Annotated in this window: 16 protein-coding genes; 7 read left to right on the plus strand and 9 right to left on the minus strand. The window is 64.0% G+C overall.

The features are described 5' to 3' along the window. Positions 1 to 16: 16 nt before the first annotated feature. The 9 genes from modC to QMZ29_RS14925 all read right to left on the minus strand — a co-directional run bounded on the left by modC (position 17) and on the right by QMZ29_RS14925 (position 8730). Positions 17 to 1084: a molybdenum ABC transporter ATP-binding protein ModC gene (modC, locus tag QMZ29_RS14885; RefSeq protein ID WP_043136662.1), complete on the minus strand. Its 1068-nt coding sequence runs from the start codon at positions 1082 to 1084 to the stop codon at positions 17 to 19. Then, positions 1085 to 1774 carry a molybdate ABC transporter permease subunit gene (gene modB, locus QMZ29_RS14890; protein WP_141970322.1) on the minus strand — a complete coding sequence of 230 codons (690 nt, stop codon included), beginning with the start codon at positions 1772 to 1774 and terminating at the stop codon, positions 1085 to 1087. It lies immediately after the preceding gene. Next, entirely contained in the window at positions 1771 to 2544 is a 774-nt protein-coding gene (modA, locus tag QMZ29_RS14895) for a molybdate ABC transporter substrate-binding protein (RefSeq protein ID WP_261424305.1), read from the minus strand. Before modA ends, modB begins: the two co-directional genes overlap by 4 nt. Before the next feature lie 158 nt (positions 2545 to 2702). Further along, positions 2703 to 2852: an AcrZ family multidrug efflux pump-associated protein gene (locus QMZ29_RS14900; RefSeq protein WP_004939813.1), complete on the minus strand. Its 150-nt coding sequence runs from the start codon at positions 2850 to 2852 to the stop codon at positions 2703 to 2705. A 146-nt stretch (positions 2853 to 2998) separates the two neighbouring features. Beyond that, entirely contained in the window at positions 2999 to 3760 is a 762-nt protein-coding gene (locus QMZ29_RS14905) for an ABC transporter ATP-binding protein (RefSeq protein ID WP_406675740.1), read from the minus strand. 23 nt (positions 3761 to 3783) lie between these two features. Beyond that, positions 3784 to 4809 carry a FecCD family ABC transporter permease gene (locus tag QMZ29_RS14910; protein WP_043136646.1) on the minus strand — a complete coding sequence of 342 codons (1026 nt, stop codon included), beginning with the start codon at positions 4807 to 4809 and terminating at the stop codon, positions 3784 to 3786. A 1-nt stretch (position 4810) separates the two neighbouring features. Further along, positions 4811 to 5566 (minus strand): class I SAM-dependent methyltransferase, encoded by a 756-nt coding sequence (locus QMZ29_RS14915; protein WP_049208977.1) that lies wholly within the window; start codon positions 5564 to 5566, stop codon positions 4811 to 4813. Between the two features lies 1 nt (position 5567). Continuing rightward, the gene (locus QMZ29_RS14920; RefSeq protein ID WP_025301905.1) at positions 5568 to 6563 is read right to left on the minus strand and encodes an ABC transporter substrate-binding protein; all 996 of its coding nucleotides are present in this window, start codon (positions 6561 to 6563) and stop codon (positions 5568 to 5570) included. A gap of 4 nt (positions 6564 to 6567) precedes the next feature. Further along, entirely contained in the window at positions 6568 to 8730 is a 2163-nt protein-coding gene (locus QMZ29_RS14925) for a TonB-dependent receptor (protein ID WP_261425432.1), read from the minus strand. Positions 8731 to 8918: 188 nt separating this feature from the next. Between QMZ29_RS14925 and modE the strand changes: the two genes are divergently transcribed. From modE to galM, 7 genes are all read left to right on the plus strand, one after another. Further along, complete coding sequence (modE, locus tag QMZ29_RS14930; protein ID WP_261425433.1) at positions 8919 to 9710, plus strand: molybdenum-dependent transcriptional regulator; 792 nt, start codon at positions 8919 to 8921, stop codon at positions 9708 to 9710. A 90-nt stretch (positions 9711 to 9800) separates the two neighbouring features. Next, a complete protein-coding gene (modF, locus tag QMZ29_RS14935; RefSeq protein ID WP_060433832.1) occupies positions 9801 to 11288 on the plus strand; it encodes a molybdate ABC transporter ATP-binding protein ModF in 1488 nt (495 codons plus the stop codon). A gap of 95 nt (positions 11289 to 11383) precedes the next feature. Further along, positions 11384 to 11956 (plus strand): cysteine hydrolase family protein, encoded by a 573-nt coding sequence (locus QMZ29_RS14940; protein WP_049208980.1) that lies wholly within the window; start codon positions 11384 to 11386, stop codon positions 11954 to 11956. 167 nt (positions 11957 to 12123) lie between these two features. After that, a complete protein-coding gene (locus QMZ29_RS14945) occupies positions 12124 to 12942 on the plus strand; it encodes a CPBP family intramembrane glutamic endopeptidase (protein ID WP_164068760.1) in 819 nt (272 codons plus the stop codon). 283 nt (positions 12943 to 13225) lie between these two features. Continuing rightward, positions 13226 to 14278, plus strand: a complete 1053-nt coding sequence (gene galT, locus QMZ29_RS14950) for a galactose-1-phosphate uridylyltransferase (RefSeq protein WP_043136628.1) — start codon at positions 13226 to 13228, stop codon at positions 14276 to 14278. Then, positions 14275 to 15426, plus strand: coding sequence for a galactokinase (gene galK, locus QMZ29_RS14955; RefSeq protein WP_025301898.1), 1152 nt, complete (start codon positions 14275 to 14277; stop codon positions 15424 to 15426). The genes galT and galK overlap by 4 nt, the downstream gene beginning before the upstream one ends. Then, complete coding sequence (gene galM, locus QMZ29_RS14960; RefSeq protein WP_261425434.1) at positions 15420 to 16463, plus strand: galactose-1-epimerase; 1044 nt, start codon at positions 15420 to 15422, stop codon at positions 16461 to 16463. The genes galK and galM overlap by 7 nt, the downstream gene beginning before the upstream one ends. Positions 16464 to 16602: the final 139 nt, after the last annotated feature.

The raw sequence follows: 16602 nt of genomic DNA on the forward strand, positions 1-16602 counted from the left end.
GCCGGGAGGGCCGGTCTTAGCGGCTCTCCCGGCTGATCGACACGCTCTTCACCTGCGCGTACAGCCACTGCCCGGGGCGGATCGCCAGTTCGTCTCGCGCCCACGGCGTGATGCGCGCCCACAGCACGTGTTCCCCGACCGCCAGCTTCACTTCCACCTGCCCGCCCACATCCAGACACTCGCTGACCTTGGCCGGCAACACGTTGCGAATGCTGCTGTTGACCGGCGGTTGCAGCACCAGCGAGACGTCGGCGGCATTGATGCGAATGCGCAGCTGAGTGCCCAGTTCGGCGTCGATGCCGCTGACCCACAGCCGCTGATCGCCGAGCGCCAGCGCGGTCATGGCATAGCGTTGATGATGCTCAATCACGCTGACGCGCAGCACGCTGCTCTGATCTTCACGCTGCAGCCACGGCCGCAGCGCGCTGCTGGCCCAGACGGCTTCCAGCCCGCCGAACGCGCGCACCTCGCCGCGATCCAGCACCATCACCTGCTCGGCCAGACGCAGGATCTCGTCCAGGCTGTGGCTGACGTAGAGGATAGGGATGTTGACATCCTGCGCCAGCCGCTCCAGATACGGCAGCAGCTCGCGTTTGCGCGGCAGATCGAGCGAGGCCAGCGGTTCGTCCATCAGCAGCAGTTCCGGCGCGGTCAGCAGCGCGCGGCCGATCGCCACCCGCTGTTTTTCACCGCCGGAGAGCGTCAGCGGCAGCCGATTGAGCAGTGGCCCGATGCCCAACAGCTCGACAATGGTATTGAACTGCGCGCGCATGCCGGCCGCCATGCCGTACTGCAGGTTGCCGCGCACCCGATAATGCGGGAACAGGCGCGCATCCTGAAATACATAGCCGATACGGCGCTTTTCCGGCGGCAGGCAAAGGCCCGCGGCGGTATCCACCAGCGTGCGGCCATTGAGCGCGATGCGCCCCTGCTGCAAACGGGTCAGGCCGCCGATGGCGTTGATCAGGGAGGTTTTGCCCGCGCCGGACAGGCCGAAAATCGCGGTGATGCCCTGCGCCGGCAAATCGGCGCGGACGTTGAGATTGAGGTCGCCCAGCTGCTGCGAGAAGTCCAGCTCCAGCATTTACACCCCCATCCGTTTGCGGCCCCAGCGGGCCAGCCATTCGGACACCATCAGCGAAGCCAGCGACAGCACGATGGCGATCACGCACAGACGCGCGGCGGCGGCTTCCGCCCCCGGCGTTTCAATCAGCGTATACATCGCCAGCGGGATGGTGCGGGTTTCACCGGGAATGTTGGAGACGAAGGTGATGGTGGCGCCGAACTCCCCCAGCGAACGGGCAAAGGCCAGTACCACGCCGACAATGACGCCGGGCAGCGACAGCGGCAGCGTGATGGTGAAAAACACCCGCCACGGGTTGGCGCCCAGCGTGCGCGCCGCCAGCTCCAGCCGAGTGTCCACCGCCTCCAGCGCCAGCCGGATAGCGCGCACCATCAGCGGAAACGCCACCACCGCCGACGCCAGCGCGGCGCCGCGCCAGCTAAAGCTGAAGCTGAAGCCGAACCAGTCGTACAGCCACTCGCCGATGACGCCGCGCCGCCCCATGGCGATCAGCAGCAAATAGCCGACCACCACCGGCGGCAGCACCAGCGGCAGGTGAATGACGCCGTCCAGCAGCGCCTTGCCGGGAAAACGGCAACGCACCAGCACCCAAGCCATCAAAATGCCGAACGGCAGGCTGCAGACCACCGCCAAACCGGAGACTTTCAGGCTCAGCTCAACCGCCTGCCACTCGTACTCACTCAGAATCATTTACGCGGGGTGAATCCATAATGTTCGAAAATAGCGGCGGCTTCCGGGCTCTTCAGATAGGTATAGAAAGCGCTGACCGCCGGAGTTTGACGATCTTTCACCATCGCCATCGGATATTCAACCGGTTTGTGGCTGTCTTCCGGGAACACGCCCACCACTTTCACCTTGTCGCTGGCGACCGCATCGGAGCCGTAGACGATGCCGAGCGGCGCTTCACCGCGCTCCACCAGCGCCATCGCGCTGCGCACGTTGTTGGCGCGCGCCAGTTTCGGTTCCAGCGCGCTCCAGGCGCCCAGATGCTCCAGCGCCTCTTTGGCGTAAATGCCGGCCGGCACGTGATCCGGATCGCCCACCGCCAGGCGGCCGCCGCTGAGCAACTTGGTCCAGTCGGTCTGCTTGTCGATGGCAATCTTGTCTTGTTTATCGCTCTTGGCGGCGATCAGCACCAGCTCGTTGCCCAGCAGCGTGTAACGGGTGTCTTTCACCATCTGCTGCTTGTCGATGGCGTAATCCATCCACTGCTGATCGGCGGAGATGAACAGATCGGCCGGGGCGCCCTGCTCAATTTGGCGCGCCAGCGTAGAAGACGACGCGAAGGAGGAAACCACCTGCACGTCCTTGCCTTTTTGATATTGGGTGGCGATGTCCTGCAGCGCGTTGGTCAGCGACGCGGCGGCGAACACGGTGATCTTTTCCGCCGCCGAGGCCTGAGCCACCAGGCCCGATGCCAACACGATCCCGCCAACCCATTGGGTCCATTGCTGTTTCATTGTTTTTCTCCGCAAGTTAACGTGCATTATCACTCTTCGTTATATAAAAAATAATATAACGTGGCGCGAAAGCTTGTCATGCGGTTTATCGGCAAAGCGTGAGATAACTTGAGGAATGCCCGCCGGGCGATGCCGACGGGTATCGGGATAGGGAACGGTCAGTGCTGGGTGCGGTTTTCTTTCGAACGGCCCACTTTGGAGAAGACGTTGAACACTTCGCCAAAACCGTAGATCAGACCGAGAATGAGCGCCATGACCACCGGCACCATCACCACGGCGAATAACAGACTTTTCAATAATTCCAACATGATAGCCTCGCTTAACTGCCCATTGAGCGGCAAATGCCTTTCACCGCATATCGGGTTATTCTAACCCAAAAAAATCGCTAAAACCGGAGTTATTTTAGCCAGCGAGGCGAAATTGTGATCGGCCAAACGTGCCCTTTTGACCGATCTCATCCTGCCGCGGGGTAATAGATCAGCGGCGGCGCATAGCCTTCGGGCGCCGCCAGCCGGGCCTCCACCCCGTATACCGCGCGAATGTGCTCCGGCGTCAGCGCCTGCTGCGGCGTGCCCGCCGCACAGATCCCGCCCCGCTGCAGCAGCGCGACCCGATCGCAATAACAGGCCGCCAGATTCAGATCGTGCAGCGTCACCACCACGCTGAGCTTCAGCCGCCGCAGCAATGCCATAAACTGCTGCTGATGAGCGATATCCAGGTGGTTGGCGGGTTCGTCCAGCAGCAGCCACGGCGTTTGCTGCGCCAGCGCGCGCGCCAGGTGCACCCGCTGCTGTTCACCGCCGGACAGCCGCTGCCAATCGCGATCGGCCAGGTGGCTGATGCCCACCTGCTCCATCGCCTGCCCGGCGAGGCGGCGATCCTCGGTACCAAAACCGCGCCAGCGGCCGATATGGGCCAGACGCCCCAACAATACCGCCTCCTTCACCGGCAGCGCGAAGGTGCCGGGGGCAGATTGCTCGAGAAAAGCGATGCGCCTGGCGCGTTCCCGCGCGGAAAACGCGGCGATCTCGCGCCCTTCCAGCCAAACGCGGCCGCCGGCGGCGGGCTGCAGCCCGGCCAACAGCTTGAGCAGCGTGGATTTACCGCTGCCGTTGACGCCGAGCACGCCGGTGATCTCACCGGGCAAGGCGCAGAAACTGAGGTTTTCCAGCACCGTGCGCGCGCCCACTCGCCAACTTACCCCCTCGGCGCACAGACCGAATTGCGTTTTTTCAACCGTCATGCATTGACCTTCCGATACAGCAACAGCAGGAATACCGGCACTCCCAATAGCGCCGTCAACACGCCGACCGGCAGTTCACGCGGGGCAAACAGCGTTCTGGCCAGCGTGTCCGCCGCCACGGCGAACAAAGCGCCGCACAGCGCGCTGGCCGGCAACAGCTGACGATGCCGCGAGCCGACCAGCCGCCGGGCGACGTGCGGCACCGTCAACCCGATAAACCCCACCGCGCCGCTGAACGCGACGATCGTCGCCGTTAGCGCGGTGGTCGCCACATACAGCAGCAGCTTCAGCGGGGCCACCGCCACCCCCAGCGAAGCGGCGGTCACGCCGCCGAACGCCAGCGCGTCCAGCTCACCCGCCCGCAGCCAGCAAAGCAGCAGCGTCGCCGCCAGCGCCAGCCCGCACAGCCCGACCTGTGGCCAGCGCGCGTCGCTGAACGATCCCAGCAGCCAGAACATCACGCCGCGCGTGGCGTTGGCGTCTGCCTGCCAGAGGGTGATCAGCGAAGTCAGTGCGGAGAGCAGTTGCGTCACCGCCACCCCGGCCAGAATAAACAGCGTGGACTCCCCCTGCAGCGAACGCCCGGCCAGCAACATCACCAGCGCAAACGCCCCCAGCGCGCCGCTAAACGCCCCACCGGACACCGACAGCAGGCCGCCCCCCAGCCCCAATACCAGCACCGTCACCGCCCCCACGCCCGCGCCGGAGGAGATCCCCAGCACCCAGGGATCGGCCAGCGGGTTGCGGGTCAGCGACTGCAGCACGGTGCCCGCCAGCGCCAGCCCGGCGCCGGCCACCGCCGCCAGCAGCGCGCGCGGCATCCGCAGCGACCAGATGATGCGCTGATACACCTCGGCATCGGTCGCCGCGCCGCCGCTGACGCCGAATACGATGCGCCAGGCGTCGTGCCACGCGATCGGCGCAGGCCCCGACAAGGTGGCGCTCAGCAGGGCCATCGGCAGCGCCGCCGCCAGCAACAGCAGCCAGCCGGCCTCACGGCCGGGCAGTAACCGCCGGCTCATGCTATTTCCAGCCTGCGATCACATAGTCGTCCAACAGCTGCCACACCGTCCCCGCCTCGCTGAAACCGGCCTGCCTGAGGGCCGCGAGCTGGAAATCCACCGGCGTCGGCGGCGGCACAGGGCGGCCGGCGAACAGCGCCTCACGCTCGGCCTGATAAGCGGCCAACGCCGGCAATTGCAGCGCGCTGGCGAACCAGCGATCCCAATCCTCGACGCCGTTGTCCCAGGCGCGTTGCTGGGTCTGCTCATCGTGCCGCTCGGCCAACGCCTTCAGCCGTGGCTGACGGTGGTCATAGCGCTGATGATCGGCATTGAGGAATACACCGCCGTCGGCCAACAGCCCGGCGACGTTGCGGTACAGCGCCAGCTGCTGCTCGGGCATCAGCCAGTGCAGCGCCGTGCTGGACACCGCCGCCTGCGGCGCGGGGCCGGACAGCGCGGAAAAACAGGCAGGATCCGCCAGATCGGCCTGCAGAATGCGGATCCGATCGCCATACTCCGCCAGTGCGCCGCGCGCCACCGCCAGCAGCAACGGATCGAGATCGATGGCGGTTACCCTGGCCTGCGGAAAGCGCTGCAAAATGCGCAGGCTCAGCGAGCCCGGACCACAGGCTAGATCCACCACGTGAAAATCCTGGCCGGCGGCCAGCGCCAGCACCTCCAGCTGGGCGTTAAAACGCGCTTCCCGCTCGGCGATGTAGGCCGCCTGCTGGCGATCCCAGGAGTCCAGCAGCGAAGATAATGAAACGGCTGTCATATCAAGGTTCCTTGTTGGAAAAAGTCGTAGCCTGCGGCGGCAAGGCCGCCAGGCCTCGAATCAAACGGCCCAGCGCCGCCACGGTGCGGGCGGAAGGGTCCATGTCGTAACCGGGGAGGATCACGTAGCGCCGCTGACGCACGGCGCGCAGCGTCGCGGTCAGCGGGTGATGCTCCAGAAAGGCGATCTTGTCGGCCGCGCTGTCCCCGAAGCCGCCGCGCGGCAGATCGCCAAGCACGATCGCATCCGGATCGCGGGCGGCGATAACCTCCCAGGATACCGTCGGCCACAGCTCGGGCCGATCGCCGAACAGGTTCTCGCTGCCGACGCTTCGGCTCAGCAAACCTGGTGCGCCGCAGCAGCCCGCCACGTAGGGCGTCTGCGTGCCGGCATACCACCACAGCAGACGTAAATGCGGCAGCGGCGCGCGCTGCGCCTCAAACGCCTGGAGTTGCCCACGTAGCCGCGCGATCGGCGCTTCACCGCCGCGGCTGACGTTGAAAATGCGCGCAAGCTCCCGCAGCTCGGTGAAGATGTCTTCAAACGTCAGCGCAGCGGCGATCGCGCTTTGCTGGCCGCTGCAGGCGCCGGGAGAGAGGTAAGTGCCGATGCCCCATTCCGCCAGCCGCGTCCGATCGGGCGTTTCCGGGCTGTGCAGCCAGTAATAGCTGGCCGAATAGACAAAATCCGGCCGCATCAGCAGCAACGCTTCCGCCGTGGGCGGCGCCGGGCTGGTGGGCGCCCGCAGCGCATCGGCCGACGCCGTCGGCGCGGGATCGCGCATGCGGTCATACCCGACCACGCCGATTGCACGGGCGGCCAGCCCCAGCGCCAGCAGGTTTTCCAGCGCCGGATTGGCATAAACCAGCACCCGCTGCGGCGGCTGCGGGTAATCGCGCGTGACCCCGCAATTTTGCAGGCTGACGCTATCGGCACGCAGCGGCACGCCCCCGCCCAACCCCAGGGCGCACAACAACAGGCAAAGCCGGCGTTTCACGCCGTCAGAACCTGACCGACACGAAGGTTTCATAGCTGCGCGGCGGCGCGATCAGCGCCTGATCCGGGTAGGTGCGCTGATAGGCGTACAGCTGGTTGGTGGCGTTGCGAATGCGGAAACCGACATCGACGATCGGCGTCAGCTGATAATCCGCCGCCAGATCGAGCGTGGTGTACGCGCGCATCTTGCGCTGGTTGGCGTCGTCGTTATAACTGCTGCCGACGTAGCGCAGCGAAGAAGCCAGCCCCAGGCGCGCCGTCGCCTGATAATGCACGCTGAGGTTGGCGGTCCAGTCCGGGATATAGGCCGGGCGATTACCGTTGTAGCTGCGCAGCGGGCTACCGCCGCGATAGTCGTCGTAGCGGGCGTGCGTGTAGGCGGCATTGCCGGCCAGCTCCCAACGATCGTCGGGACGCAGCACCACGCCAAGCTCGATGCCGCGCGACGTCTGCCTACCTACCGCGTTCAACGCATCCGGCCGCTGCGCGTCGGGCACAAACAGGTTGTCCTTGCGCAGTTCGTACAGCGCCAGCGTCGCCTCTCCCTTGTTATCCCAAAACTGCCCTTTGGCGCCGGCCTCCCACTGGCGCGCTCGCGTCAGTGGCAGATCGGTCTGCGTCGGGCTGAGGAAGAACAAATCGTTGCCCGGCTCCTGGCCGGTGGTGTAGTTGGCGTAAAGCGTGAGGTTATCGGTCAGTGCATAGCTGGGGCCCAGGCTCCAGGTGCTGAAAACGTAGGTGCGCGCGCGGCTCTCTTCCTGCGGCCCCTGGAAGCGCCAATCCATGTTCATATGGTTGTAGCGCAGCTGGCCCAGCAGCGCTAAACGCTCGGTCAGGCTGAAGCGGTCTTCAAGAAAGGCGGCGTACTGATTCTGAGTGACGTGGCGCACCGGCGCACGCTGGCTGGCGGTGCCCTGAGCGAACGGCTCTCTGGGCGGCGCGCCGAGCGGCACGTCCTCGGAGCCGGGGAAACCGTTGGAGTAGTACTGAAAATGCCGCTTGCTCAGATCGAAGCCGACCAGTAACCGATTATCGAAACCGGCGATAGCGCGATCGAACACCAGCGAACTGCGGTTGCCGATCAGATCGTCGTCGTGCGCCAGAGCGCCGAAAGAGTCGCGGTTGACGTCGCCGGGCCAGGCCGCCGCCGCGACGCGGAAACGCTCGACGTTGCGCCATTCGCGAAAACCGCTGTAGTAATAGAATTGGTTATGCCACTCCACTTCGGGCGTCATAAACCAGTCCAGACTGGCCTGAAATGCGGTGGCGTTGCTCTGGATACGGCTGTCGGTCAGGTTGTTGTAATTGATATCGCGCAGCTCGCCGGCAATGCGCCCATTCAGCAGCGGCGTGCCGTAGTAAGGATTGTTGGTGCGGTTGAGCATGCGGTCCAGGCTCAGCGTCAGCAGCGCATCGTCCGTCAATTTAAACAGCAGCGAGCCGGATACCCGCTTCTGCCGATCGCGTTCATACTGCACGTTGCTGCCGCTGTCGTTGCCGCTGACGTCCAACCGGTACGCCATCACATCGTCCACCAGCGCGCCGCCGGCACCCAGATGCAAACGCTGGCTGCGGTAGCTGCCGAGGCCATAATCGAGCTCGAACGGCTGCCGGTTGAAGGTCGGCCGCCGCGAGATCAGGTTGACGCTGCCGCCTGCGGCGCTCAGCCCGTTCAAGGCCGACCCCGGCCCACGCAGCACCTCGATGCTGTCGTAATGCGCCGGATCGCCCAGTTGCAGCGTACTGCCGGGCATCTCTACGCCGTTATACAGCCAGGCGATCGGCCGAAAACCGCGTGCGGAAAAGTTGTTGGACAACGTTGGCGAAGCGACGCCGGACAGACCGGTAGCGTGCTCGACGGCGGCGGCCAGCGAACGATCGCCCCGCTGTTGGATCGCCCGCGCGCTGATAATATCGACGCTGCGCGGCGTCTCCCGAGCGGTCAGCCCGATCTGCGAAGCGCTGCGGCTCACGGCGTTCAACGCATCGTAACGCCCGGCGGGGGCCGCCGCCTCCACGGTGAGCTGTTCTTCACACCCCGTGGCATTGCGGGCTTTATCGCAGTCGGCGGCGAAAGCCAGCGGCGCTGTCAGTGCGCCGCCGATCCATGCGGCGGCAAGACATAAAGATTTTTTGGGCGTGCCAAGACGCCGGCGTGTCGTACTCATGTGGAGCATCCCTGTGGTGAAATAAAAACCGGCCGCAGCCGGCGTAAAGCCTTATTGTTTTTCTGTTATGTTATATTATTACAATATTACAATACCAGTCTTTATTGCCCCACTCTCCCACGCACAGCGTTTGGCGCTTTGCCGCCAAATCGGCGACAATACGGTTTTTGCCGTCGACAGGATGCGCTATGCAGGCCGAAATTCTTCTGACTCTCAAACTCCAGCAAAAGCTGTTCGCCGATCCGCGCCGCATCGCGCTGCTGAAACAGGTGCAGCACACCGGCTCCATCAGCCAGGGCGCCAAACTGGCGGGCATCAGCTACAAAAGCGCCTGGGACGCCATCAATGAGATGAACCAACTGGCGGAACACACGGTGGTGGAACGCGCCACCGGCGGCAAAGGCGGCGGCGGCGCGCAGCTGACGCACTACGGCCAACGGCTGATCCAGCTGTATGACCTGCTGGGCCAGGTGCAGCAAAAAGCCTTCGACGTGCTGCAGCAGGACGATCTGCCGCTCGACAGCCTGCTGGCGGCCATCTCGCGCTTCTCGCTGCAAACCAGCGCGCGCAATCAGTTCTTCGGCACCGTGATCGAACGCGATCATCAGCAGGTGCAGCAGCACCTGGCGATTTTGTTGAACGACGGCACCACTCGCCTGACGGCGGCCATTACCCAGCAAAGCGCCGATCGGCTGCAGCTGACGCCCGGCAAAGAGGTGCTGGCGCTGATCAAAGCGCCCTGGGTGCGGTTAAGCGTCGAGACGGGGGAGCATACCGGTGCGGATAACGCGCTGGCGGGCGTGGTAGCCGGCATTCAGCCGGGGGCCGAACACAGCGAGGTGCTGGTGACGCTGGCGGGGGGCGAAACCCTGTGCGCCACCCTGACGACGGCGGAGCTGCAGCGCCTGCAGCTGAGCGTCGGCGCCGCCGTACACGCCCTGTTCAACGCCGACCACGTGATTGTCGCCACGTTGTGTTAAGCGCAACGTAACGTTGCGTTTTTGCTGATTGACATCACCGTGCAATGCGCCTATTTCTAAGGCAAATAATTGCAAAAAAAGGAACAGGTGATGTCGTCGTTGCACATTTCGCAAGGTTCATTCCGCTTAAGCGATACCCGTACCCTGACGCTGGACGCGCTGGCGATCCAGGCCGGCGACAGTTGGGCCTTCGTCGGCGCCAACGGCAGCGGCAAATCCGCCCTGGCGCGTGCGCTGGCCGACGAACTGGTTCTACTGAGCGGCGAACGGCGCAGCGATTTTCAGCACGCAGTGCGCATCTCCTTCGAACAGCTGCAAAAAATGGTCAGCGACGAGTGGCAACGCAACAACACCGATCTGCTCAGCGCGGACGAGGACGACACCGGCCGCACCGCGGCGGAAATCATTCAGGAAGAGGTGAAAGACGCCGCGCGCTGTGAGCGGCTGGCCGCGCAGTTCGGCATCACCGCCCTGCTGACGCGCCGCTTCAAGTACCTCTCCACCGGCGAAACGCGTAAAACCCTGCTGTGCCGGGCGCTGATGCCCGAGCCTGACCTGCTGATCCTCGACGAACCCTTCGACGGGCTGGACGTTCACTCGCGCGCGCAGCTCGCCGCGTTGCTGAGCGAACTTTCCGCCCTGGGCCAAACCGTAGTGCTGGTGCTCAACCGGTTCGACGAAATACCGGATTTTGTCCGGCAAGTGGGCGTGCTGGCGGACTGCACCCTGACCAGCCGCGGGCCGCGCCGCCAGGTGATGGCAGACGCGCTGGTGGCGCAGCTGGCACACAGCGAAAACCTCAGCGGGCTGGCGCTGCCGGAGACCGAGGATCCGACGCAAAAGGTGGCCCTGCCGGCGGATCGGCCGCTGATCGTCCTGCGCGACGGCGTGGTCAGCTATAACGATCGACCGATCCTCAATCATCTCGACTGGCAGGTTAACCCCGGTGAACATTGGCAGATCGTCGGCCCGAACGGCGCCGGCAAATCCACGCTGCTCAGTTTGATCACCGGCGATCATCCGCAGGGCTACAGCAACGATCTGACGCTGTTCGGCCGCCGCCGCGGCAGCGGGGAAACCATCTGGGAGATCAAGCGCCATATCGGCTACGTCAGCAGCAGCCTGCATCTGGATTATCGCGTCAACACCAGCGTGCGTAACGTGGTGCTGTCTGGGTTCTTCGATTCGATCGGCATTTATCAGGCGGTCTCGGATCGTCAGCGGCAGCTGACCGAACAATGGCTGGCGCTGCTCGGGCTCGACGGCGCGCGCGGCGACGCTCCGTTCCACAGCCTTTCCTGGGGCCAACAGCGGCTGGCGCTGATCGCCCGCGCGCTGGTGAAACACCCGGCGCTGCTGATCCTCGACGAGCCGCTGCAAGGGCTGGATCCGCTCAATCGCCAGCTGGTGCGTCGCTTCATCGACGTGCTGATTGGCCAGGGCGCCACCCAGCTGCTGTTCGTCTCACACCATGCCGAAGACGCGCCGCGGTGCATCACTCACCGCCTCAGCTTCGTGCCCGACGGCGAGGGCGGCTACGGCTACCAACAGCAACGGCTGGAGGCGGCCTCCGCCTGAAGCGCGGCGTAAACATATCCGGCAACACTTCACCGCAGCACATCACATTTGGCCTTTTATCATAGAAAGAAAGAAGGCCATTTTCTGGAGACGCCATGTCCGCTGCGTTGATTATCATCGACCTGATCGAGGATCTGATCGGGCCCAAAGGGCGCGCCAACCACTGCCGTGAACAGGTGGTGGCAACCCACCTGCTCGCTAACGTCAATGCCGCCACGGCCTATGCCCGGGTGCGAAAAATTCCGGTGATCTGGGTGCGGGTGGGATTCGCCGACGATTATCATGATATCCCGCCCCACTCGCCGTTGTTCAACCATCTCAAGCAGATCGGTGCGCTGCGGCTAAATGGCCCGGGCTGCCGCTGGGTGCCCGAACTGCATCAGGAAGAGACCGATCTGCAGTTTGAAAAAACGGCGGTTAGCGCCTTCTCCGGTAACAATTTGTTAGCCTGGCTGCGGCAACATCGGTGCCACCATTTGCTGCTGGCGGGTATCAGTACACCGCTCGCCATCGAGAGCACCGCGCGTCAGGCGCACGACGCCGGCTTTCAGGTGACCGTACTGCACGATCTGTGCGCAGCCCCTACGCAGGAGATCCACCAGCAGAGTCTGGATACCCTGCAAAACCTGGCCGAAATCACCCGTTCGCAGGCCTGGATGAAAGGCTGACCCGCATCGCCGCCGATCGTGTGGGCCGGCATCATGCACGAATGCATCACTGCCCCGACCTTTAGCGTCATCCTGGTGTGCTACTATCCGCTCTAGCGCTCAATTTCGCCATCATCGCACGCCGCAAAGGCGCTGAGCGCCGTGTACATATTTTAAAGGGACATATTATGTGGGGCGTACTGGCTGCTTCGTTATTTTTCTTGCCGTTTAACCGGCTGATAGCCTGGGTGATCCTGGCCGCCTCGGCGGGTATGGGGCTTTATCATGGGGTACTGACGCCGCTCAGCCTGAGTTATATGCTGGCGATCGTAGCGCTAGCGGGGCTGCGTCACCATTTTCGCGCGCAGCGCAATCTGGCGATCGTGCTCGAAGGGTTGGTGGTCGCCGGCTGCGTGGCGCTGTTCTTGCATCTGGTGCCGGGCATCCACAACCAGCTGATGATCGACGGCGAAAGAGCCGGCCCGCTCAGCGCGCCGTTCACCATGTATTACAATTTCGACAAGGCGATGGTGCCCTTCCTGCTGTTCGCCTGCTTGCCCACGCTGTTTTCCGCCGAACCCGGCGGCAACGCCGGCAAAGTGGGCTGGATTGCGCTGCTGCTGGCCGTGCCGGCGCTGTTGCTGCTGGCCGTGGCGCTGGGCGGCTTAAAAATCGAGCTGCATGCGCCCGCCTGGATCCTGCCTTTCGTGATGGCGAACCTGTTCTTCGTCTGCATGGCCGAGGAAGCGCTGTTTCGCGGCTACCTGCAACAGCGCCTCAGCCAGTGGCTAGGCGCCTGGCCGGCGCTGATCGTCGCCTCCCTGGTGTTCGGCGCCGCACATTTGGCGGGCGGTATGCTGATGGTGATCTTCGCAACCCTCGCCGGGGTGATCTACGGCCTGGCGTGGATGTGGAGCGGCCGTCTGTGGGTGCCGATTCTGTTCCATTTCGGGCTTAATCTGACCCATCTGCTGTTCTTCACCTACCCGCTGTATCAGCATTCTTAACGGCTGACGCCGGCAGAGAGCCCCTTTCTGCCGGCTGGTCGGGTGAAAACGCTATCACTAGCACCTCACCGTATGACCTCAATCATGCCGCCCCCTGCTTTTCTCCGCCCGTACAGTGCTTTTCAATGAAGTGTAAACGATTCCATTTTTCGCGTTAGATCACCTTTTTACCGTCGCGAGCGTGCTATCTTTTTGCGCAATGACTTCTCCCTGTTCAGCAACGGGCGTATTAAAACGGTAATTGGAAGCGATTACACCCTTGTCGACGCCAAGAAGGAACCGTATGACGGAATTTAACCCTATCGACCATCCGCACCGCCGCTTTAACCCGCTGAGCGGCCAGTGGGTGCTGGTCTCACCGCACCGCGCCAAGCGCCCCTGGCAGGGCCAGCAGGAGACTGTCCCCACGGAAATGCTGCCGGCGCACGATCCCGACTGTTTCCTGTGCCCGGGCAACGCGCGCGTCACCGGCGATCGCAATCCGGAATATCGCGGCACCTATGTCTTTACCAACGATTTCGCCGCACTGATGAGCGATACGCCGCCGGCGCCCGACAGTCACGATCCGCTGATGCGCAGCCAGAGCGCGCGCGGCGTCAGCCGGGTGATCTGCTTCTCTCCCGATCACAGCAAGACTCTGCCCGAACTGACGCTGCCGGCGCTGGAGCAGGTGGTCACCACCTGGCAGGCGCAAACCGAGGAGTTGGGCAAGCACTACCCCTGGGTGCAATTGTTCGAAAACAAAGGCGCGGCGATGGGCTGCTCCAACCCGCACCCGCACGGGCAGGTCTGGGCCAACAGTTTTCTGCCAAACGAGGCCGAGCGCGAAGATCGCCTGCAACACGACTATTTCCGGGAACATGCCTCCCCGCTGCTGCTGGATTATGCGCAGCGCGAGCTGGCCGCAGGCGAACGCATCGTGGTGAACACCGAACACTGGCTGGCGGTGGTGCCCTACTGGGCCGCCTGGCCGTTTGAAACGCTGCTGCTGCCGAAAACGGCGGTGCAGCGCATCACCGATCTCAGCGCGGCGCAGAGCCGCGATCTGGCGCTGGCGCTGAAGAAGCTGACCAGCCGCTACGACAACCTGTTCCAGTGTTCTTTCCCCTATTCGATGGGATGGCACGGCGCGCCGTTCAACGGCGCCGACAACCGACACTGGCAGCTGCACGCCCATTTCTATCCGCCGCTGCTGCGTTCAGCCAGCGTGCGTAAATTTATGGTCGGTTACGAGATGCTGGCGGAAACCCAGCGCGATCTGACCGCCGAACAGGCCGCAGAGCGTTTGCGCGCCGTCAGCGATATTCATTACCGTGAAGCCGGAGCCCAAGCATGAGCCTGAAACCGCTTACCCATTCCCTGTTTACCGAACACTTCGGCTACGCGCCGGCGTTGACCATCCAGGCGCCGGGGCGGGTGAATTTGATCGGCGAGCATACCGATTACAACGATGGCTTCGTGTTGCCCTGCGCCATCGATTACCAAACCGTCATCGCCTGCGCCAAGCGCGACGACCGCCAGATCCGCGTACTGGCCGCCGATTATCAGAATCAGCAGGATCAATTCTCGCTCGACGAGCCGATCGTCAACCACCCCGATCAGCGCTGGTCCGACTATGTGCGCGGCGTGGTGAAACATCTTCAGCGACGCAACCCCGATTTCGGCGGCGCGGATCTGGTGATCGCCGGCAATGTGCCGCAGGGCGCGGGGCTCAGCTCCTCCGCCGCGCTGGAAGTGGCGGTAGGCCAGGCGCTGCAGGCGCTCTATCAGCTGCCGCTGGACGGCGTGGCGCTGGCGCTGAACGGCCAGGAGGCGGAAAACCAGTTCGTCGGCTGCAACTGCGGCATCATGGACCAGCTGATCTCCGCGCTCGGCCGGCGCGACAGCGCTCTGCTGATCGACTGCCGCTCGCTGGAGACCCGTGCGGTGCCGATGCCGGACAGCGTCGCGGTGGTGATCATCAACTCCAATGTGCAGCGCGGGCTGGTGGACAGCGAGTACAACACCCGCCGCAAACAGTGTGAAGAAGCGGCTCGGTTCTTCGGCGTCAAGGCGCTGCGTGACGTCAGCCCGGAACAGTTTGAAGCACGTCAACATCAGTTGGATCCGTTGGTGGCCAAACGCGCGCGCCATGTCATCAGCGAGAATGCCCGCACGCTGGCGGCGGCCGATGCGCTGGCGGCCGGCGATCTGCAACGCATGGGCCGGCTGATGGCGGAGTCCCACGCCTCGATGCGTGACGACTTCGAAATCACCGTGGCGCCAATCGATCGGTTGGTCGAGATTGTCAAAGCGACGATCGGCTCGCGCGGCGGCGTGCGCATGACCGGCGGCGGCTTTGGCGGTTGCATCGTCGCGCTGATGCCACAGGATCTCGTGGAGACGGTGCGTGCCGCCGTGGCGCACGAGTATCCGCGGCAAACCGGCGGATTACAGGAAACGTTCTATGTCTGCCAGGCTTCGCAGGGGGCCGGTACATGCTGACGATGAGCACGGCAGCGGCGCCCGATGGGGAGCCTTATCAGCTGACGCAGCTGCAAAACGCCGCCGGCATGACGGTGACGCTGATGGACTGGGGCGCCACCTGGCTGTCCGCCGTCTTGCCGCTCAAATCCGGTGAAAAACGCGAACTGCTGCTCGGCTGCCGCAGCCCGGCAGACTACCCGCGTCAGGGCGCCTATCTGGGCGCCACCGTCGGCCGTTACGCCAACCGCATCGCCAACGCCAGCCTGCCCATCGATGGGACTCCCCATGCGCTGGCCGCCAATCAGGGCGTCCACCAGCTGCACGGCGGCCCCGACGGTTTTCATGCCCGCCGCTGGCGCCGGGTCCAGCAGGATGCGCAACAGGTCTGCTATGCGCTGCACTCGGCGGAGGGCGATCAGGGTTTCCCCGGCAATCTCGACGTGCAGGTCTGCTACCGTCTGACCCCGGATAATCGTTTGGAAATCAGCTATCTGGCACAGGTCGATCGCCCCTGCCCGGTCAACCTGACCAACCACGCCTATTTCAATCTGGACGGCGCCGGCACCGACGCCCGCGCCCAGCGGCTGCAGCTGTTCGCCGATCGCTATCTGCCCGTCGACGCCGAGGGCATTCCCTGCGCCGATCTGACGCCGGTGGACGACAGCGGCATGGATTTTCGTCAGCCGAAAACGCTGCTGCAGGATTTCCTGCGCGATCGCGACCAGCAGCGGGTAAAAGGCTACGATCACGCATTCTTGCTGCACCGCACCTGCGGCGCGCTGGAGAGCCCGGCAGCCCATTTGTGGTCCGCCGACGGCCAGGTGCAAATGAGCGTGTTCACCGACGCGCCTGCACTGCAACTCTACAGCGGCAATTTTCTGGCCGGCACGCCGGCGCGCGACGGTGGCAGCTATGCCAACCACGCCGGCGTGGCGCTGGAGAGCGAGTTTTTGCCGGACAGCCCGCACCATCACGAGTGGCCGCAGCCGGACTGCTGGCTGCAACCGGGGAGTCGCTACCGCAGCGCCACGCATTATCAGTTTTATCCTATCTGACCCGCTACGCCCCTCGCCGTGCGGCCGGGGGCAATTTGTTATAAATGCTTACCTTTTAGCCCTATCCCCCCGCCGGCGCCCACCTTCCCTTATTCCAAAGCGCGCACTACACTCAGGCTACCGTGATAAGCACAACGCC

The sequence above is a fragment of the Serratia sp. PF-27 genome, from assembly GCF_030053255.1.
Classification (GTDB): Bacteria; Pseudomonadota; Gammaproteobacteria; order Enterobacterales; family Enterobacteriaceae; genus Serratia; species Serratia bockelmannii.